We start from the raw sequence: 19,582 nt of genomic DNA on the forward strand, positions 1-19,582 counted from the left end.
GCTCAGTCTTCCCGTTTACCATCAAGCAGGCGCCGCAGCTGCAGCGGGTTGCCGTGTTTCAACGCTTGCGGCAGCAGCGCATTGGGGAAGTCCTGGTAGCAAACCGGGCGCAGGAAACGCAGGATCGCCGCCGTGCCCACCGAGGTGGTGCGGGCATCGGAAGTGGCCGGGAACGGCCCGCCGTGGACCATGGCATCGCACACCTCGACGCCGGTCGGCCAGCCATTGACCAGAATGCGCCCGGCCTTACGCTCAAGGGTGGGTAGCAGGGCGCGAGCGCTGTCGATGTCGGCCTCGTCCAGTTGCAGGGTGGCGGTCAGCTGACCTTCCAGGTGTTCCGCTACCTGGCGGACCTGCTCATCGTCGGTGCAGGCAACGACCAGCGACGCTGCACCGAACACCTCAGCCTGCAACGCCGGGTCGGCGAGAAACGCTTCGGCCTGGGTCACGAACAACTGTGCCTGGCACTGGTTGGGGCCCTGATCGGTTTGGCCACTGGCGATGGTTTGGGCACAGGGGTTGTCTGCCAGGGCTGCGATACCGGCCTGGTAGGCACTGAAAATGCCGGGGGTGAGCATGGTTTGGGCGGCGGCCTGCTGCACGTACCCGGCGGCTGCAGTGATGAACCGCTGCAATGCCGGCCCCTGCCGGGCGATTACCAGGCCAGGGTTGGTGCAGAACTGGCCGGCGCCCTGGGTCAGCGAGGCGACGAAACCTTGTGCCAGTGCTTCGGCACGGGTTTGCAGGGCGGCGTCGAACAGGAACACCGGGTTGATCGAACTCATTTCGGCATACACCGGAATAGGCTCCGGGCGCGCCTGGGCGGCCTGGCACAGCGCTATGCCACCGCTGCGCGAACCGGTGAAACCAACGGCTTTGATACGTGGGTCGCTGACCAGGGCAATGCCCACTTCGCGGCCCGAGCCATAAAGCAGCGAGAACACACCCTCCGGTAAGCCGCACTGCTTCACCGCTTGCGCCACCGCCTGGCCGACCAGCTCGCTGGTGCCGGGGTGGGCACTGTGGGCCTTGACCACCACTGGGCAGCCAGCGGCCAGTGCCGACGCGGTGTCACCACCGGCCACCGAGAAGGCCAGCGGGAAATTGCTGGCGCCAAACACGGCGACTGGCCCCAGGGCCACCTGGCGCTGGCGCAGATCAGCGCGGTTGAGTGGCTGGCGCTGAGGCAGGGCGCTGTCGACCCGCACGTCCAGCCATTCGCCGGCCCGCACTACCCGGGCAAAGGTGCGTAGCTGGGTGCAGGTACGACCACGCTCGCCCTGAATGCGCGCCTTGGGCAGGCCGGTTTCGGCCACGGCGCGGTCGATCAGGGCATCGCCGATGGCCTCGATCTGTGTGGCGATGGCTTCAAGGAACTCTGCTCGTTGTTCGAGCGATGTTTCGCGGTAGGCGTCGAATGCCGCCCAGGCCAGGGCGCAGGCCTGGGCCACGTGTTCGCCTGTGCCGCCGAGGTAGGCCGGTTCCAACGTCTGACCGGTACTTGGGTCGATGGCACGGATGGCTTCGCGGCTGCCGGTTACCGGCCTCTGGCCGATCAGCAGGTTGCCTGTGAGGGGCATGTAGCCTCCTTGGAAATCTAATGCAGATGCATGGGGGGGATTACGACCCCTGTAGGAGCGGGTTCACCCGCGAACACCGGCGAAGCCGGTGCCATGCACCGGGTCGCCTGATTCGCGGGCACGCCCGCTCCCACAGGGAGAGCAGTGGCTGCTCAGGCGATGTTTTGCTCAGCCGACCAGCTGGCGTACCAGCTGCGGAACAGCGTGTACTGCTGTTCGGCATAGTTGCGCTGAGCGTCGGTCAGTACGTCGGTCTCGTTGAAGTGCAGGCTGTACTCGGTGTCGCCGTTCAGCACCATCAGGTGCTTGTAATACAACACCAGGTCGCAGCCTTCATCGAACGACGACAGCACCGCCAGCGCCGCTTCCAGCTCGCGCGCCAGGCGGCGGGCACGGGCGTCGCCTTTGGCCGCCTGTTTACTCAGGCTCACCAGTTGCAGCACTTCCCGCGGCAGGGCATTGCCGATGCCGGTGATGGCGCCGGTGGCGTTGCAATTGACGAAGCCATGCACCACTTGGGTGTCGACACCGACCATCAGGGTGACATCGTCATCCTTGGAGGTGATGTGTTCGGCGGCGTAGCGCAGGTCGGCGCCACCGCCGAACTCCTTGAAGCCGATCAGGTTGGGGAACTCGCTGCGCAGTTCGAAGAACAGGTCGGCGCGGGTGGCAAAGCCGTAGTAAGGGCTGTTGTAGATCACCGCCGGCAGTTTCGGCGCGGCAGCGAGGATGGCCGAGAAGTGGTGCTTCTGGGCGATCAGTGAAGCACCGCGGCTGAGCACGCGGGGGATGACCATCAGGCCGGCGGCGCCAACCTTGGCGGCGTGTGCAGCATGCGAAACCGCCTCACGGGTGTTCACCGCGCCGGTGCCGACAATGGTCGGGATACCGGCCGCCACCAGGCGCGCCACGCCTTCCTGGCGCTCGGCCTCGGTCAGCAGTGGCCAGTCACCCATCGAGCCGCAGTACACCACCGCGCTCATGCCGGCCTCGATCAGCTCGCGACCCTTGCGCACCAGGGCGTCGAAGTCCGGTTTGCGCTCGGCGGTGCAGGGGGTCATCAGGGCGGGCATGGTGCCGGTGAAGATGTTGTCATTCATTGTTGTCACTCCTGGCAATGTTCAGTCGGGAAAGGCCGGGGTCAGATGCCCCAGGCGAAAGGGTCCTGTTCGTCGATCAGCAGGGTGCTGTCGGCGGTCATGTAGGCGCGGCCGGTGATGAACGGACGAATGCGTTCGCCGTCGCGCGTGTAGCGGCCATGGAACTGGCTGCCGGTGATGCTGGCCTGCACCCAGGTCTGGCCTTCGGCAAGCTTGCCGTCGGCGGCCAGGCAGGCCAGCTTGGCGCTGGTGCCTGTGCCGCATGGGGAGCGGTCGTAGGCCTTGCCGGGGCACATCACGAAGTTGCGGCTGTCGGCGTCGAGGTCGTCGGCGAACAGCTCGATGTGGTCGATGGGGGCGCCGTTTTCGCCGGTGATGCCCTGGGCCTCCAGGGCCTTGAGCATGGCCCAGGTGTACTCGGTCAGCGCCTCGCGGTTATCCAGCGCAATGCGCTGGCCGTGTTCGGACACAAGGAAAAACCAGTTGCCGCCCCAGGCAATGTCGCCGCGCACCACGCCATGGCCGGGCACGTCCACCGCCACATGCTGGCGGTAGCGGTAGGAGGGCACGTTGGCGACGGTGATGGCGCCATCTTCATGCAAGGTGGCGCTGACCTGGCCGACCGGGGTGTCGATCTTGTGCTCACCCGGTGTGATCAGGCCCAGGTACTGCAACGAGGCGACCAGGCCGATGGTGCCGTGGCCGCACATGTTCAGGTAACCGGCGTTGTTGAAGAAGATCACTCCGCAGGTGGCGTCGGCCGACACTGGCGGGCAGTACAGCGCGCCAACCAGCACATCGTTGCCGCGTGGCTCCAGCAGGCAGGCGCGGCGCCACCGGTCGTGCAGTTCGCGCAGTTCGTCACGCTGTTCGGCCATGCTTCGGCCCCGCAGTTGCGGAAAGCCCTTCATCACCAGGCGGGTTGGTTCGCCACCCGTGTGGGAGTCGATGACGTGAATCTGTTTCATGGGCTTGTCCCTTGCTTAAAAGATCAGGAAGCGACGGCGACAGGGCGGCCGTTAATGGTTTCAGCGCAGGCTTCGCTTTCGTCGTCGCCTTCCAGACGCACCAGGTGGGCAGGCACACCCGTGGCGGCGCCCCAGTAGTAGATGCCCAGTGCGCAGGCCGCCACGACCACGGTGTCGAATGGGTGGCCGATGACGCCCAGGCCGCCGAAGCTGCCCAGCCACGACAGCAGGATGGTCACCGCGTAGAACCCGATCAGCCACGCCGACGAGCGAACTTGCTGGGCCAGCGACAGGTGCTGGGTGGGTACGAAACGGCTGCACAGCAGGTACAGCACGAACATCACGATCTGCAGGGCCAGCAGCCACGACACGGTGTTCCAGCCCGACCAGTACACGATCAGTGCAGCGATGATGAACGACAGCGGACCAAGCACGGCCATGCCCTTGACCCGGAACGGGCGCGGCATGTGTGGTGCATTGCGGCGCAGGGCGGCGACGCTGACCGGGGCCACGGCGTAGCTCAGCACCAGGGCGGCGGACACCACGTTGATCAGCGCTTCCCACGATGGGAACGGCAGGGTCCAGAATACCGACAAGCCAAACGTCAGCCACAGGGCCGGGCGCGGGATGCCGGATTCTGCATCGATGCGGGTGAAGTACTTGAAGAAGGTGCCGGTCTGCGCCCAGCCATAGATCACGCGTGGGGTGGCGTTCATGTAGATGTTGCCGCAGCCGCTTGGCGAGATCACTGCGTCGGCCACCACCAGGTAGGCGAGCCAGCCCACACCCAGGGCCAGGGCGATGTCACGGTAGGGCAGTGCCAGCTCCTTGGTCACGCTGGCCCAGCCGTTGGCCAGCATTTCGGTCGGCACGCTGCCAAGGAAAGCCAGTTGCAGCAGCGCGTAGATGGCGGTGGACAGCAGTACCGACAAGATCAGTGCAATGGGGATGGTGCGTTGCGGGTTCTTCACCTCGCTGGCCACCGAAATGATCGGCGTCAGGCCCAGGTAGGCGAAGATGATGCCACCGGCGGATACCGCCATTTCCACCCCGGACAGACCGAACGGGGCAAAGCCCTGGACCTCGAAGTTTTCCGGTTTGAAGAAGGTGAACAGCACGCCGATCACCAGCAGTGGCACGATGAACTTGAACACGCTGACCAGGTTGTTGGCCTTGGCGAAGGTTTTCACGCTGCGGTAGTTGAGAAAGAAGAACAGCCCCAGCAAGGCGAACTGCACCAGCCAGCCGAGCACGGTTGGGTCGCTGGAGCCGGCCTTGGTGAGCCCGGGAAACCAGGCGGCGGCGTATTGGCGTGAGGCGACCACCTCGATGGCGATCAGGCTGGAAAAGGCGATCAGGGTGATGAAGCCCATCAGGTAGCCCAGCAGCGGGCCGTGCGAGTACACCGGGTAGCGCACCACGCCACCGGCGCGGGGCAAGGCGGCGCCCAGCTCGCAGTAGACGATGCCCAGCAACAGTACGGCGAACCCGCCCAGGAACCAGGAGAGGATGCCGGCCGGGCCGGCGATGGCCGAGACATGGCTGGCGGCAAACAGCCAACCGGAGCCGAAGATGGCGCCTAGGCCGATGAAGGTGAGGTCCAGCAGTGATAACTGTTTTTTGAATTTGCCTGACATGGGTTCGCCTTTTTGTTGGTTATTGGATAGGCAGGTCTGATGTCACGAGATGCGGCTTTTTGGGCCGCGCTCTTGTAGGACTTGGGCGGCTTGCGTGGGGCATAGAGTGGACCGATCAGGGCGGCGGTTCTTGATGATTTTCTGCACAGGGAATGACGAAATCGGCACAGTTGCAGAAAAACAGTGGTAAGGCGCAAAGCGGGGGGATAGGCTCAAAGCCATACCGGATAAGGGTTTGAGAGATGCAGTGCTAGTGCCGGCCCTTTCGCGGGTGAACCCGCTCCTACAGGTACGGCGCAGAATTCGAAATCTGTGGGGGCCCTGTAGGAGCGGGTTCACCCGCGAAGAGGCCGGCCCAGCCAGCAGAGAACCGACAGATGACCGACGCCCCCCTGGCAACCCTCTACCAGTCCCTCGACCAGCACCGCCCCGCCACCCTTGAGGCCCTGCTCGCCGGAGTATCGCTGTTGTTGCCGATGCTCGACGCCATCCCCAACGCCGCAATCTTCATCAAGGATTCTGCTGCCCGCTATGCGTTGGCCAACAACACACTGGTCCAGCGCTGTGGCCTCAAGCGCCTGCAACCGCTGCTAGGCAAGACCAGCGCCGAGGTATTTCCGGCACAATTTGGCCCCGGCTATACCGAGCAGGATCGACGTGTTCTCAAGGAAGGCCTGGTGCTGGAGGACCAGTTGGAGCTGCACCTCTACGGCAGCCGTGAGCCCGGCTGGTGCCTGACCCACAAGCGCCCGCTGTACAACCCTGCCAGCGAAATCATCGGCCTGGTCGGCATCTCGGTCGACTTGCAGTCAGCCGCCGACAGCCACCCTGCCTATCAGCGGTTGGCGGCGGTTGACGAGCACATCCGCCGGCATTTTCATCAGCCGATCAGCATGGGCGAGCTGACCCGCATCGCTGGTATCTCCGTGGCTCAACTGGAACGCTACTGCAAGCGGGTGTTCCACCTCACGCCCCGGCAGATGATCCACAAGGCGCGCCTGGAGCATGCCCATCGCCTGCTGCATTCGGAGCTGCCGATCACTGAAGTGGCGATGCGCTGCGGCTACACCGATCACAGCGCCTTCAGCCGCCAGTTCAAGCAACTGACCGGCTTTACGCCGCGCCAGTATCGACAGGCTACCGCCGATCAGGTGGCCTGAAACAGCCCACGCGCCTCGGCAAAGCATTGCTCGGCAATCGCCGAGCGCGGCTCGCTGCGGCGCAGCAGCAGCCCGACCGGGCTAAGGATGGCGGCGTCGGCCACCGGCAGGATTCGCAGGTGCTCGCTGAGGTCTTCCAGGCCGCAGTCCAGTGGCATGATCGCGCAACATATGCCGGTGTTGATGGCCTGGATAAGCTGGAAGCTCGAGTCGCTCTCAAGCACCGCATTGGGTTCAAGACCACGGCTACGGAAGCTCAGGTCCAGAGACTGGCGGTAGTGCATGCCTTTGCTCAGCAGTCCCAGCGGAATATCGCCGAGCTCGTCCCAGCGCAACTGGTCGCTGGCGAACTGGAAGTGCCGCGTGTCGTGCAGCAGGCCCATGGTGGTGGTGCCGAGTTCGATCACTTCGAAGAAGCTGGTATTGACCTGGTCCAGGTAGCAGATACCCAGGTCGAGCTGGTTGCGGCTGAGGCCGTCGAGTACCTGTTCCGAACTCAGCGAGCTGAGCTGAAAGTGCAGTTCGGGGTATTTTTCGCGCAGGGGCAGCAGCAGGTGCATGGGGTTGAAACTGGCCAGCGGCACCGTGCCCAGGCGCAGGCTGCCGACCACCTGGCCACGACAACTGGCAGCCTCGGCCTGCAGGCCGTCGTGGGCAGCGAGCAGGGTGCGGGCCCAGGCCAGGATGCGCTCGCCGGCCTCGGTGAAACCTTCGAAGCGCTGGCCCCGCTTGACCAGCACCAGGTCCAGTTCGTCTTCCAGGTTGCGCAGGCGCATGGACAGCGTCGGCTGAGTGATATGGCACAGCGCCGCCGCCTGGCCGAAGTGGCGGGTCTGGTCGAGGGCGATGAGGAACTTGAGCTGCTTGATGTCCATGGAAGTGCCTGGCGTATGGTTATGCAGACCTTAACCCACGTCTGCGATAGATGTCATTGATCGGCCGGTACGTCATATCGATTGGACGCCTCTGGGGGTATGCCTCTAGCGTGGTGAAAATGCCCTTCAAGGAGCTTCACCGTGCGCGTCCAACTTGATGCGGTCTTCGTGCCGCTGAACATCGCCGTGCTGACTGTCAGCGACACCCGGACCTACGATAGCGATACTTCCGGCGCGCTACTGGCCAATCGCTCGGTCGAGGTCGGTCACCGGCTGGTGGCGCGAGCGCTGCTCAAGGACGACCTGTACAAGATCCGCGCTCAGGTGGCCAGCTGGATTGCCGATGAACAGGTGCAGGTGGTGCTGATCACCGGCGGTACCGGCTTTACCGGGCGCGACAGCACACCCGAAGCGGTCGAGTGCCTGCTGGACAAGCGTATCGATGGGTTTGGCGAGTTGTTCCGGGCATTGTCGATTCTCGATATTGGCAGCTCGACCGTGCAGAGCCGGGCGTTGGCCGGGTTGTCCAACCGCACATTGGTGTGCTGCCTGCCGGGCTCGACCGGGGCCTGCCGCACCGCCTGGGAAGGGATTCTGGCAGAGCAGCTGGATGCACGGCACCGGCCATGCAACTTCGTCAAACACCTGTTGCCGATCGAGGCCTGCGCAAGCCGGGGCTGAGGGTTATCCGGTGCAAGGTACAGCACAGGTTTCGGGCCCTCTGCTGTGCCTTGTAGGAGCGGGTTTACCCGCGAAGAGGCCAGAACAGGCAACCACCCACGGTCAGCTCAACACATACCCCACCGGCAACAAGGCCGGCGGCAACTGCTGTTCCCCCAATCCGGCCAGCACATCGCGCTCCACCGTGCGCACCATGGCATCGGTCGGCAGGTCGTTCTCATCGCGCCCGAACGGGTCTTCCAGCTCGTTGCCGATCGCATCCAGCCCGAAGAACGTGTACCCCACGATGGTGGTGAACAGTGGTGCCAGCCAGCCCAGCGGCTCGGCCAGGGCAAACGGCAGCAGCAGGCAGAAAATATAGATGGTACGGTGCAGCAGCAGCGTGTAGGGGAACGGCAAGGGCGTGCCCTTGATCCGCTCGCAGGTGGCCTGCACTTCGGTCAGGCCCACCAGGCGTTGTTCCAGCAGGTTGTAGCGCCATTCGCTGATCTGTTGCTGCGCGGCCAACCGTGAACAGTGTTCGCCGATTTCACGCAGGATACCGTCGCACACATTGTGCGGGCTGATCGCATCGGCCTGGGCCAGCCACGGTCTGGCAGCTGCCCGTTCGTCCTCGTTACGCAGCCGGGCATTGAGTGCATGAGCGAAGCCACACAAGTTGCGCAGCAGTTCGTTGCGCAGTGTTTCGTCGGCGATCACCATGCTTTCGCGCACGAACGAGCGAGTTTCTATAATCAGCTTGCCCCAGGCCTTGCGCCCCTCCCACCAACGGTCGTAGCACGCGTTGTTGCGAAAGCTCATGAAGATCGACAGCGACAGGCCCAGCAAGGTGAATGGCGTGGCGCTGACCGGGTAGAAATACGCTGGGAAATGCCGCTCGACCAGCACGATCAGCGCGGCCAGCAGTGTCACCGTCAGGCAGCGCAGGGCAATGCGTTTAACGATCGACCCCTTGAGGGTGAACAGCACGCGCAGCACATCGGGGGAGGGCGGGACGATCATGGAAGTCCTGAGACGGCTGCTCAGCCGCCGGTCATGTTCATGAAGCGCAGGATCTGCACATCGCCACCGACTTCGAAGTGATGGCGATAGGGCTTGAGGTGCAGCGAGTCGCGAATGGCCTTTTCCAGGCGTTCGGGGTTGCCAGGATGGGCGCGCAGCACGTGCTTGAGGTCTACCGAGTGTTCGTTGCCCAGGCACAACAGCAGGCGGCCTTCGACGGTAAGGCGTACGCGGTTGCAGGTGGCGCAGAAGTTGTGGCTGTGCGGTGAAATGAAGCCGACCCGGGTGTTTTTGGCTTCGGCCAGGCGCCAGTAGCGGGCCGGCCCCATGGACGATTCGGTCGATTCGATCAGCGTGAACTGCTCGGCCAGGCGTTCACGAACTTCATCGCTGGAGCAGAACGATTCGTCACGTTCATGCTCGCTTATCACCCCCAGCGGCATTTCCTCGATGAAGGTGATGTCCAGCTCGCGTTCGATGGCAAAGCGCACCAGATCGACCAGTTCATGGTCGTTACGGCCTTTGAGTACCACGCAGTTGAGCTTGGTGCGTTTGAAACCGGCCTGGCGTGCGGCGTCGATGCCGGCGATTACCTGGGCAAGGTCGCCGGTGCGGGTCAGTTGCTTGAAACGGTCGGCATCCAGGCTATCCAGGCTGATGTTCAGGCGTGTCACGCCGGCGTCGAACAGCGGCTGAGCCAGGCGTCCGAGTTGCGAGCCGTTGCTGGTCAGGCACAGCTCGTGCAGGCCGGGCAGGGCGGCGATGCGCCCACACAGGTCGACGATGCCCTGGCGTACCAGTGGCTCGCCACCCGTCAGGCGGATCTTGCGGGTGCCGAGGGCGACAAAGCGCTCGGCCACCTGGAACAGTTCTTCGAGACTGAGGATTTGCTGGCGCGGCAGAAACTGCATGTCTTCGGCCATGCAGTACACGCAACGGAAGTCACAGCGGTCGGTGACCGACATCCGCAGGTAGTCGATTTTCCGGTTGAAGCCGTCGATCAGGGCCCGGCTGTTCTGTTCCACGTTCGCACTCGAATCTCGAAGGGGTTGGGGCATGACTCCAAGCTATAACCTGGGGGCAGGGGCGTCAAATTGCTTTGTCCTACTGGTTGATCGATGGCCTCTATCACTCGGCTTGGCATTTTCAGCGCCAGTGAGATCGAGCGCCGCCCGCGCGGCGCATCGCGAGCTACGCTCGCTCCTACGTTTGTTTCGGGCCAATGATGCCTGGGGATTTGCGCGCGCACGCCTTGGTGCATGGCTCGATATCGCGTCGCACAAACCAGGCGATCGTGCACGCCTTGGCGCATGGCTCGCTCTCGCGTCGTACAAACCAGGCGGTCGCGCGCGCCTGTCACAGGCGTCACTGGCCCGAAACAAACGTAGGAGCGAGCGCAGCTCGCGATGCGCCGCGCGGGCGGCGCTCGATCTCACTGGCGCTGAAGATGGCACGGCAAGCACCAGGAAGCCCATGATCGAAACCGCTTATCACGCCGTAAGATCTTTCGATTGGACGCCCCCTCCCCACGCTCCATAGGCTGGAAAAAAGCATCGAAGCGTGAGGATTCATCGCATGAGCCAGGACGAACACATCAGGGACTACAAGGGCGCCGCCGCCGGCTGGGGGGCGCTGAAAAGCGTGACCAAGAGCTGGCTGGGCAGCGAAAATGCCTTCAAGAACCTGCGGGCCATGCTCAAGACCAACCAGAACGGCGGCTTCGACTGCCCCGGCTGTGCCTGGGGCGAGTCGCCGGAAAGCGACATGGTCAAGTTCTGCGAGAACGGCGCCAAGGCGGTCAACTGGGAAGCCACCGGCCGCTCGGTCGACCCGGCTTTCTTCGCCAAATACAGCGTCAGCGCGTTGAAGGAGCAGACCGACTACTGGCTCGAATACCAGGGCCGCCTCACCCACCCGATGCGTTACGACGCCGCCACCGACCACTATGTCGAAACCACCTGGCAGGAGGCCTTCGAGCTGGTCGCCAGGCACCTGCATGCGCTTCAGTCGCCAGATGAGGCCGAGTTCTACACCTCGGGCCGGGCCAGCAACGAGGCGGCGTTCCTCTACCAACTGTTCGTGCGCGCTTACGGCACCAACAACTTCCCTGATTGCTCGAACATGTGCCACGAAGCCAGCGGCGCGGGCATGTCGGAAACCCTCGGGGTGGGCAAGGGCACCGTGGTGTTCCACGACCTGGAACTGGCCGACGCGATCTTCGTCATTGGCCAGAACCCCGGCACCAACCACCCGCGCATGCTCGAACCCCTGCGGGAAGCGGTCAAGCGTGGTGCCCAGGTAGTCTGCTTCAACCCGCTGAAAGAGCGTGGCCTCGAGCGCTTCCAGCACCCGCAGCACCCGTTCGAAATGCTCAGCAACGGCTCCGAGCCGACCTCCAGTGCCTACTTCCGCCCGGCCTTGGGTGGGGACATGGCGGCAATGCGCGGCATTGCCAAATATTTGTTGCAATGGGAGCGCGAGGCGCAGGCCAAGGGCGAGCCGGCGGTGTTCGACCATGCCTTCATCGCCGAGCACACCAGCGGCGTCGACGATTACCTGGCGACGGTGGACGCCACGTCCTGGGAGCACATCGTCAAACAGTCGGGCTTGACCCTGGCCGAGATCGAGCTGGCCGCCCGCATGTATCGCAAGGCCGAACGGGTCATCATGTGTTGGGCCATGGGCGTCACCCAGCATCGCCATTCGGTGCCGACCGTGCAGGAAATCGTCAACCTGCAGCTGCTGCGCGGCAACGTCGGCAAACCCGGCGCAGGCCTGTCGCCGGTGCGTGGCCACAGCAACGTGCAGGGTGACCGTACCATGGGCATTGATGAGAAGCCGTCGGCGGCGCTACTCGATGCCATCGAACAACGTTTCCAGTTCAGTGTGCCGCGTACCCATGGGCACAACGCGGTGTTGGCGATCAAAGCCATGGAAGAGGGACGGGCCAAGGTGTTCATCGGCTTGGGCGGCAACTTTGCCCAAGCCACCCCGGACACCGCGCGCACCCACGCGGCGCTGCAGAACTGCGCGTTGACCGTGCAGATTTCCACCAAGCTCAACCGCTCGCACCTGGTCACCGGCCGCGATGCGCTGATCCTGCCGTGCCTGGGCCGTACCGAAATCGACCTGCAGGCCGAAGGGCCGCAAGGCGTGACTGTGGAGGACACCTTCAGCATGGTGCACATCTCCCACGGCCAGTTGCGCCCGCGCTCGCCGCATATGCGCTCGGAGCCCTGGATCATCGCCGGCATGGCCAAGGCTACGCTGGGTAACCAGCCGATAGACTGGGAGTTTGCGGTGGCCGACTACAGCCGTATTCGTCAGATGATCGCAGACGTTATCCCTGGTTTCGCCAGCTTCAATGAGCGCTTGCAGCAGCCGGGCGGTTTCCACCTGGGTAACACCGCCGCCGATCGCAACTTCCGAACGGCCACGGGCAAGGCCCGGTTCATGCCCCACGCGCTGCCCGAGGAGCTGGTCAATGCCAAGGTGCTGGCCCGGGGTGACAAACCCGACCTGATCCTGCAGACCCTGCGCTCGCACGACCAGTACAACACCACCCTGTATGGCCTGGACGACCGCTACCGTGGGGTGTTCGGCCTGCGTGAAGTGGTGTTCGTCAATGAGGCGGACATCCGTCGCCTGGGCTTCGAACCGGGTGAGCAGGTGGACCTTGTGTCGTTGTGGGAGGATGGCGTGGAGCGGCGGGTGTCGGGGTTCCGCCTGGTGGCGTATGACGTGCCGGAGGGGCAGGCGGCGGCGTATTACCCGGAAACCAACCCGTTGGTACCGCTGGAAAGCTATGGTGAGGGGACCTATACCCCGACCTCGAAATTCGTGGCGATCAAGGTCGTGAAAGCCAAGGCGGGGAACCGCATTGCGGCGGTGTTGGCCTCGGATTGATGGGGTGCCTGTACTGGCCCCTTCGCGGGTGAACCCGCTCCTACAGGACCCCACAGCGCTTGAGGTTGAGGTGACCCTGTGGGAGCGGGCGAGCCCGCGAAGAATCCAGCACCAGTCAGGCGCGATTCACCGGGTAAGCCGTGGTGTACTTCATCTGCTCCATGGCAAAACTGGAGGTGATGTTCGATAGCCCGTCGGTACGGGTAATCAGCTTTTTGTAAAACCGGTCATACGCCGCGATATCGCCCACCACCACCCGCAGCATGTAGTCCCAGTCGCCGGACATGCGGTAGCACTCCATCACTTCCTCGAACCCGGTGACGGTCGCGGCAAACTGCTCCAGCCAGGCGCTGTCGTGGCGCTGGGTCTTGAGCTGGACGAACACAGTAAGCCCCAGCCCCAGCCGTTCGGGGTCCAGCAGGGCGACACGGCCGAGTATGTAGCCGTCTTCTTCCAGGCGCTTGACCCGCTTCCAGCACGGTGTGGTGGACAGGTTGACGGCCTCGGCCAGGTCCTTCAGCGAGATCGAGGCATCACGCTGTAGCAGGGTAAGAATGTGCTGGTCGAAACTGTCCATATCGTGCGCTGGCCGTGCAGAAAAATATTTCACAGATTACCCCAAGGCCAGACGATTTGGGTTGTGCGATAGTTGCAGCTTTCATTCTGCCAATGGGCCTGACCATGTCCGACAAGCCGCGCAATTTCGCCACCCGTACCATTCACGCCGGCGAGCAGTTCAGCGTTGCCGATAACGCCATTTTCCCGGCCATCGTCACCGCCAGTTCGTTCACCAAGCGCAGCCTGGATGACAAGCCGGAATATTCCTATAGTCGCGTCGGCAACCCCACCCGGCATGCCTACGAAACCTGTGTCGCTGCCCTGGAAGAAGGCGTGGGCGCTGTGGCCTGCGCCTCGGGAGTCAATGCCACCGCAACCGTGCTTGAGCTGCTGCCCAAGGATGCCCACGTGGTGGTGATGAACGGCGTGTACGGTGGCACATTCCGCATCATGGAAGATTACCGCAGCCGCACCTCGGGGCTGACCACCACCTATGTCGATCTCAACGACCTTGAAGCCGTAGCGGCTGCGATCAAGCCGGAAACCCAGCTGATCTGGATCGAATCGCCGACCAACCCGTTGCTGCACCTGGTCGACATCAAGGCGGTATGCGACCTGGCCAGGGCGCGGGGAATTCTTACCTGTATCGACAACACGTTCTGCTCACCGTGGAACCAGCGCCCGATCACCTTGGGCGTGGACTTGGTGATGCACTCGGCCAGCAAGTACATCGGTGGCCACTCCGACCTCACCGGCGGTGTGGTGGTGGCAGCCAATGACGCGCTGCTGGCCCGCCTGCGCCGTATCAGCATGGCGATTGGTGCGGTGCAGGGGCCGTTCGACTGCTACCTGGCCCTGCGCGGCCTGAAAACCCTGGATGTGCGCATGGAGCGCCAGTGCGCCAATGCCCTGCAGGTGGCGCGCTTCCTGGAAGGCCACGCGCAGGTCGAGCAGGTCTATTACCCGGGGCTGGAAAGCCACCCACAGCATGAACTGTGCAAACGCCAGATGCGCAGTGGCGGGGCAGTGGTGGCGATGAAGGTCAAGGGCGACCGCGCCGCGCTCAACTGCCTGGTAGAGGCACTGCAGATTTTTGTGCTGGCTGACTCACTGGGCGGGGTGGAGAGCATGATCAACCATTCCTGGAGCATGTCGCACTGCTCGCTGAGCCCGGAGCAGAAAGGGGTGATGGGTATCAGCGAAAACCTGCTGCGGTTGTCGGTAGGTATCGAGGATTACCGTGACCTGGTCGAGGACCTGGATGGGGCGTTGAAAGCGCTGGTTGCTGTGTAAGGGCTGCTGGCCTCTTCGCGGTCAAGCCCGCTCCTGCAGGTGTCGTGTTTCAATGTAGGAGCGGGCTTGCCCGCGAAGAGGCCGGCGGATTCAATAGATGCCTGTCAGGATTTGGGCGGATGAATGATCCGTTCGATCTTGTCCTTGATCAGCAACCTTTCCTTGCGCAGGCGGTTGACGGCCTCGTCGTTGGTACCGTTGCCTTCGGCGGCGACCACCTCCTTGTCCTTGGCGTTGTACTCCTTGTGCAGTTTGTGCAGGTCCTGATCCTTGTCAATGAGCGCCTGGAATGCATCAGCGGTAACGTGCAGGTCAGCGAGCAGATCATGCGGAACTGGCATTTCTTCACCTCTGTCAGGGTTGTCGGTAAGGCTCTGATCACTGAGGATAGCTGTCTTTGCGCAGGCTTGTGGCCGCTGCCCAGGCTGAATGGCAGCTGAATGATTTTGAGATTATTTGTAAAAGACGCACCTTCACGAAATTGTTACCGTCTTTTTCACAAAAATTTGATGGCGCCCTTTCTAGAGTTCGCCCAACTTTCCCACGGTGCCTTCTGGCCTGGGGGTTGAAAATCACTCTTGATTGCGAACGCTGATGCTCAACTTCAAATCCCTGCGGACTGAATGGGTCACGCTGCTGGCCAGTCTTTACCTGCTGATCGGCTTCAACATGTTCCTCTGGGAGCACCTGCAAGCCGCGGTTCCTGCCGGCCTGTCGGGGTTGTGGCTAAGCCTGGCGTTTGCCATGCTGATGCTCTTCGCCTTCAATCTGATCCTCACGTTACTTGCTTTCCGATATGTATTGAAGCCGGTACTTATCGTGTTGTTCATGAGTGGCGCAGGCGTGGCTTACTTCATGAACCAGTACGGTGTACTTATTGATACCGGTATGTTTCGTAATATGGCCGAGACCAATATTGCGGAAGTGCGCGACTTGATGTCGTTCAAGTTTGCCGCATATATCCTGCTGCTGGGTGTGCTGCCTTCGGTGCTGCTGTGGAAGGCGAAGATCGCTTACCGCCCCTGGCACCGCGAGCTGCTGGGCAAGTTGGTGGTCAGTGGCGCCTGTGTAGTGACCATCGGCTCGGTCGCCTTGGTCAATTATCAGGGGCTGTCGTCGCTGTTTCGCAATCACCATGAACTGCGCCTGATGCTCACCCCCAGCAATATCGTCGGGGCTTCCATTGGTTATGTCAGCGAGCGTGTCGGTACGGCCTCGCGCCCGTTCCAGCATTATGGCGAAGATGCCAAGCGTGATGCGGCCTGGCAAAAACATGAGCGCAAGTCGCTGACCGTGCTGGTGGTCGGGGAAAGTGCCCGGGCAGACCATTTCGGCGTGCTGGGCTATGACCGCGATACCACGCCGAATCTCGCCAAGGAGCAGGGCCTGCTGGCGTTTTCCGACGTGCACTCGTGTGGTACGGAAACGGCGGTTTCGGTGCCTTGCATGTTCTCGGGCATGAAGCGCAGGGACTACGATGCCCGGGTAGCGAAAAACCGTGAAGGGCTGTTGGACATTCTCCAGCGTGCCGGCCTGGCCGTGCAGTGGCGTGACAACCAGTCGGGCTGCAAAGGCACCTGCGATCGCGTGCAGTTCATTGATGTCAGCAACCTCAAGGATCCGCAGCTGTGCGCCAATGGCGAATGCCATGACCAGATCCTGCTGCAAGGCCTGGACGCGCTGATCGACAACCTCGACAAGGACACCGTGCTGGTGCTGCACCAGATGGGTAGCCACGGCCCCGAGTACTTCAAGCGCTACCCCAGTGACGACGAGCGCTTCACCCCGGTGTGCCAAAGCAACGCGTTGAACCAGTGCAGCAAGGAGGAAATCATCAACGGGTACGACAACACCCTTGCTTACACCGACAAGGTGCTGGCCTCGCTGATCGATATCCTGCGCAGCAAGCAAGACAAGGTCGACACGGCGATGATCTACCTGTCCGACCACGGCGAGTCGCTGGGCGAGTACAACCTGTTCCTGCACGGTACGCCGTACGCCATCGCTCCCGAGCCGCAGAAGCATGTGCCGCTGCTGACCTGGTTCTCTGACAGCTACAAGGAGGACTTCGGCGTCGATACCGACTGCCTGGCCCGGCTCAGCGATGCCCCGCTGTCCCAGGACAACCTGTTCCACTCGATGCTTGGCTTGTTGCAGGTACACACCGAACTCTACCAGCAGTCGCTGGACATGTTCGCCAGTTGCCGGCCCTGGCTGGCGGCCAAGCGCTGAAGCCAGTCGCGTGTCATGCAAGCTTGCGCGGTCCCTGTGGGAGCGGGCAAGCCCGCGAACCCGGGCCAAGCCCGTGCCATACACCGTGTTGCCTTCTTCGCGGGCGCGCCCGCTCCCACAGGGTGGACTGCTCCCGAAAAGCTGGACAGTTTCACCAGCAGTGCCCGCGCCGTATATACTGCGCGCCAATGTTAGTGGGAGAGCCTTGTGGCCATCGAAATTCACTGGATCCGTGACGACCAGAGCCTGGCCGAACACTGCCGCGACTGGCACCAGTTGCCGTTCGTCGCCGTCGACACCGAATTCATGCGGGTCGACACCTTCTACCCGAAAGCCGGGCTGATTCAGATCGGCGACGGCCAACGCGCCTTCCTGATCGACCCGCTGCTGATCAGCAACTGGCAACCCTTGGCCGACCTGCTGGAAGACAGCGGTGTGGTCAAGGTGCTGCACGCCTGCAGCGAAGACCTTGAAGTGCTGCTGCGCCTGACCGGCAAGCTGCCTCAACCGCTGTTCGACACTCAGCTGGCCGCCGGTTACCTGAACCTGGGCTTCTCCATGGGCTATTCGCGCCTGGTGCAGGAAGTGCTGGGCATCGAATTGCCCAAAGGCGAAACCCGCTCTGACTGGCTGCAACGCCCGCTCTCGGAAACCCAGGTCAGCTACGCTGCCGAAGATGCCGTGCACCTGGCCGAGCTGTTCACCGTGCTGCGCCCGCGGCTGAGTGACGACAAGTACGCCTGGGTGCTGGAAGACGGCGCCGAGCTGGTGGCTGCGTTGCGCCGTGAAGTCGAGCCCGAAAGCCTGTATCGCGACGTCAAGCTGGCCTGGAAGCTGGCGCCTCAACAACTGGCAGTGCTGCGTGAGCTGTGCGCCTGGCGCGAGCGCGAGGCGCGCAACCGCGATGTCCCGCGCAATCGTATCCTCAAGGAGCACTCGCTGTGGCCCATGGCCAAGAGCCAGCCGAACAACCTGTCGGCCTTGGCCAAGATCGACGAGATGCACCCGCGCACCATTCGTCAGGACGGTGAGTTCCTCATCCAGCTGATCAAGCGCGCCGCCAGCCTGCCTGCCGAGCAATGGCCAGCGCCCTTGCCCGAGCCGCTGCCGATCGAGGCTGCCGGCCTCCTCAAGCAGTTGCGTGCCATCGGCCAGGCCGAAGGCGAGCGCCTGGGGATTGCGCCCGAGCTGATGCTGCGCAAGAAAGCCCTGGAGGCGCTGCTCAAGAGCGGTTACCCCAATGGCCCTTATCAACTGCCCGATTCGCTGCGCGGCTGGCGCCGTGAGCGCATGGGCCAGGCCCTGCTGGACAACCTGGCAGGTGCCGGAGAAACCCGATGAAACGCATTTGCTCGATCTACAAGAGCCCACGCAAGAACGAAATGTACCTGTACGTGCTCAAGGCTGACGGCCTGGAGCGCGTGCCTGAAGGCCTGCTGCCGTTTTTCGGCACCCCCGTTCACGCTTTCGACCTGGTGCTCAGCCCTGAGCGCAAGCTGGCCCGCGAGGACATCAGCAAGGTGCTGGAGAACCTCGAAAGCCAAGGTTACCACCTGCAGATGCCGCCGCTGGAAGATGAGTACATCGAGCACCTGCCCGAAGAGCTGCTGCGCCGTAACGACCCCGTCTGACCATGCGCGTACTGATTGCTGAGCATGACCATGCTCGATACGCCGAGCTTTTGCGCGCAGCCGCGCCTGAAGTGGAAGTTCTGACCAGCGGCGACTCTGCCGAACTCGCCCGCCAGGCACCGCAGTGCCCGGTGTGGCTGGGCCAGCCGGACTTGCTGGCAAGTCTGCTGCGCCAAGGCCATAAGCCTGCCTGGATGCAGTCGACCTGGGCCGGTATCACGCCGTTGTTGGCCGATGGCCTGCCGCGTGATTACCGCCTGAGCCGGGCAGTGGGTATCTTCGGGCAAGTGATGGCCGAGTACATGCTCACCTATATGCTAGGCCATGAGCGTGAGGTGCTTGCGCGCCTGGTCAGCCAGGTCGAGCGGCGTTGGGATGACCACCCGGGGCGCAGCCTGGAAGGGCGCAAGGTTCTCATTGTGGGTGTAGGTGACATTGGTCAGCGTGTGGCCGAGTTCCTGCAGCCGTTTGGTGTGGAGCTTTACGGGGTCGCCAGCAGCGCCCGTGAGCAGGCGCCGTTCGTCGAGGTGGCGGCGCTGGTCGACCTGCCGCGCATGGTCGGCCAGGTCGATTACGTGCTGAACCTGCTGCCCGATACCCCGGCGACTCATGATCTGTATGACGCAGCGCTGTTCAAGTGCTTCCAGCCCTCGGCCTTGTTCATCAACGCCGGCCGTGGTGTGGCGGTGGTCGATGCCGATCTGGTTGAGGCGCTGAAGGCGGGGCATCTGGCCGGTGCGGTAATCGATGTGTGCCGCCAGGAGCCGCTGCCCAAGCAACACCCGTTCTGGACCGCCTGGGGCTTGCTACTGACCGGGCACAGCTCGGCGCCCACCTCGCCGGCGGCGATGGTGCGTTTGTTTGTCGAGAACGTGCGGGCTTATGAAGCGGGGCAGGGGTTGCGGGGAGAAGTGGACTTCGACCGGGGTTATTGAAATGTATGGGCTGTGTCGAAGGTG

General features: G+C 63.0%; 17 protein-coding genes. 8 read left to right on the plus strand and 9 right to left on the minus strand.

Translation table 11 applies throughout. From position 1 onward, the window contains the following. Positions 1–2: 2 nt before the first annotated feature. The 4 genes from GST84_06685 to GST84_06700 all read right to left on the minus strand — a co-directional run bounded on the left by GST84_06685 (position 3) and on the right by GST84_06700 (position 5,285). A complete protein-coding gene (locus tag GST84_06685; GenBank protein XGB12062.1) occupies positions 3–1,580 on the minus strand; it encodes an aldehyde dehydrogenase family protein in 1,578 nt (525 codons plus the stop codon). A gap of 152 nt (positions 1,581–1,732) precedes the next feature. Further along, complete coding sequence (locus GST84_06690; protein ID XGB12063.1) at positions 1,733–2,680, minus strand: dihydrodipicolinate synthase family protein; 948 nt, start codon at positions 2,678–2,680, stop codon at positions 1,733–1,735. Positions 2,681–2,721: 41 nt separating this feature from the next. Next, on the minus strand, positions 2,722–3,648 hold the full coding sequence (locus tag GST84_06695; protein XGB12064.1) for a 4-hydroxyproline epimerase: 927 nt from the start codon (positions 3,646–3,648) through the stop codon (positions 2,722–2,724). Between the two features lie 23 nt (positions 3,649–3,671). Further along, positions 3,672–5,285 carry an amino acid permease gene (locus tag GST84_06700; protein ID XGB12065.1) on the minus strand — a complete coding sequence of 538 codons (1,614 nt, stop codon included), beginning with the start codon at positions 5,283–5,285 and terminating at the stop codon, positions 3,672–3,674. A gap of 377 nt (positions 5,286–5,662) precedes the next feature. On the opposite strand from GST84_06700, the gene GST84_06705 reads away from it, so the two are divergent. Further along, positions 5,663–6,445, plus strand: a complete 783-nt coding sequence (locus GST84_06705; protein ID XGB12066.1) for a helix-turn-helix domain-containing protein — start codon at positions 5,663–5,665, stop codon at positions 6,443–6,445. Here the strand turns inward: GST84_06705 and GST84_06710 are convergent. Continuing rightward, positions 6,433–7,320, minus strand: a complete 888-nt coding sequence (locus GST84_06710) for a LysR family transcriptional regulator (protein ID XGB12067.1) — start codon at positions 7,318–7,320, stop codon at positions 6,433–6,435. The two genes, GST84_06705 and GST84_06710, sit on opposite strands and share 13 nt — an antisense overlap. Positions 7,321–7,461: 141 nt before the next feature. Here GST84_06710 and moaB point away from each other — a divergent pair, with 141 nt between their 5' ends. Further along, on the plus strand, positions 7,462–8,001 hold the full coding sequence (moaB, locus tag GST84_06715; protein ID XGB12068.1) for a molybdenum cofactor biosynthesis protein B: 540 nt from the start codon (positions 7,462–7,464) through the stop codon (positions 7,999–8,001). A gap of 102 nt (positions 8,002–8,103) precedes the next feature. On the opposite strand, the gene GST84_06720 is transcribed toward moaB, so the two are convergent. Both GST84_06720 and moaA read right to left on the minus strand, forming a co-directional pair. Further along, a complete protein-coding gene (locus GST84_06720; protein ID XGB12069.1) occupies positions 8,104–9,003 on the minus strand; it encodes a bestrophin in 900 nt (299 codons plus the stop codon). Positions 9,004–9,023: 20 nt separating this feature from the next. Beyond that, positions 9,024–10,028, minus strand: a complete 1,005-nt coding sequence (gene moaA / locus GST84_06725; protein ID XGB12070.1) for a GTP 3',8-cyclase MoaA — start codon at positions 10,026–10,028, stop codon at positions 9,024–9,026. Positions 10,029–10,578: 550 nt separating this feature from the next. On the opposite strand from moaA, the gene GST84_06730 reads away from it, so the two are divergent. Continuing rightward, a complete protein-coding gene (locus GST84_06730; protein XGB12071.1) occupies positions 10,579–12,909 on the plus strand; it encodes an FdhF/YdeP family oxidoreductase in 2,331 nt (776 codons plus the stop codon). Between the two features lie 115 nt (positions 12,910–13,024). Here the strand turns inward: GST84_06730 and GST84_06735 are convergent, their stop codons facing one another. Beyond that, entirely contained in the window at positions 13,025–13,486 is a 462-nt protein-coding gene (locus GST84_06735; protein XGB12072.1) for a winged helix-turn-helix transcriptional regulator, read from the minus strand. A 92-nt stretch (positions 13,487–13,578) separates the two neighbouring features. Between GST84_06735 and GST84_06740 the strand changes: the two genes are divergently transcribed. Next, positions 13,579–14,760 carry an aminotransferase class I/II-fold pyridoxal phosphate-dependent enzyme gene (locus GST84_06740; protein ID XGB15717.1) on the plus strand — a complete coding sequence of 394 codons (1,182 nt, stop codon included), beginning with the start codon at positions 13,579–13,581 and terminating at the stop codon, positions 14,758–14,760. A gap of 104 nt (positions 14,761–14,864) precedes the next feature. Here GST84_06740 and GST84_06745 read toward each other — a convergent pair whose 3' ends face one another. Next, positions 14,865–15,101 carry a DUF465 domain-containing protein gene (locus GST84_06745; GenBank protein XGB12073.1) on the minus strand — a complete coding sequence of 79 codons (237 nt, stop codon included), beginning with the start codon at positions 15,099–15,101 and terminating at the stop codon, positions 14,865–14,867. A gap of 253 nt (positions 15,102–15,354) precedes the next feature. Between GST84_06745 and GST84_06750 the strand changes: the two genes are divergently transcribed. The 4 genes from GST84_06750 (at position 15,355) to GST84_06765 (ending at position 19,558) form a co-directional block, all read left to right on the plus strand. After that, the gene (locus tag GST84_06750) at positions 15,355–16,992 is read left to right on the plus strand and encodes a phosphoethanolamine--lipid A transferase (protein ID XGB12074.1); all 1,638 of its coding nucleotides are present in this window, start codon (positions 15,355–15,357) and stop codon (positions 16,990–16,992) included. A gap of 207 nt (positions 16,993–17,199) precedes the next feature. Continuing rightward, positions 17,200–18,333, plus strand: a complete 1,134-nt coding sequence (gene rnd, locus GST84_06755; protein ID XGB12075.1) for a ribonuclease D — start codon at positions 17,200–17,202, stop codon at positions 18,331–18,333. Beyond that, positions 18,330–18,623 (plus strand): YcgL domain-containing protein, encoded by a 294-nt coding sequence (locus tag GST84_06760; GenBank protein XGB12076.1) that lies wholly within the window; start codon positions 18,330–18,332, stop codon positions 18,621–18,623. Before rnd ends, GST84_06760 begins: the two co-directional genes overlap by 4 nt. A gap of 2 nt (positions 18,624–18,625) precedes the next feature. Then, the gene (locus GST84_06765) at positions 18,626–19,558 is read left to right on the plus strand and encodes a D-2-hydroxyacid dehydrogenase (GenBank protein XGB12077.1); all 933 of its coding nucleotides are present in this window, start codon (positions 18,626–18,628) and stop codon (positions 19,556–19,558) included. The last annotated feature ends 24 nt before the right edge of the window (positions 19,559–19,582 follow it).

Source organism: Pseudomonas putida (genome assembly GCA_041879295.1).
GTDB classification, from domain to species: domain Bacteria; phylum Pseudomonadota; class Gammaproteobacteria; order Pseudomonadales; family Pseudomonadaceae; genus Aquipseudomonas; species Aquipseudomonas putida_Y.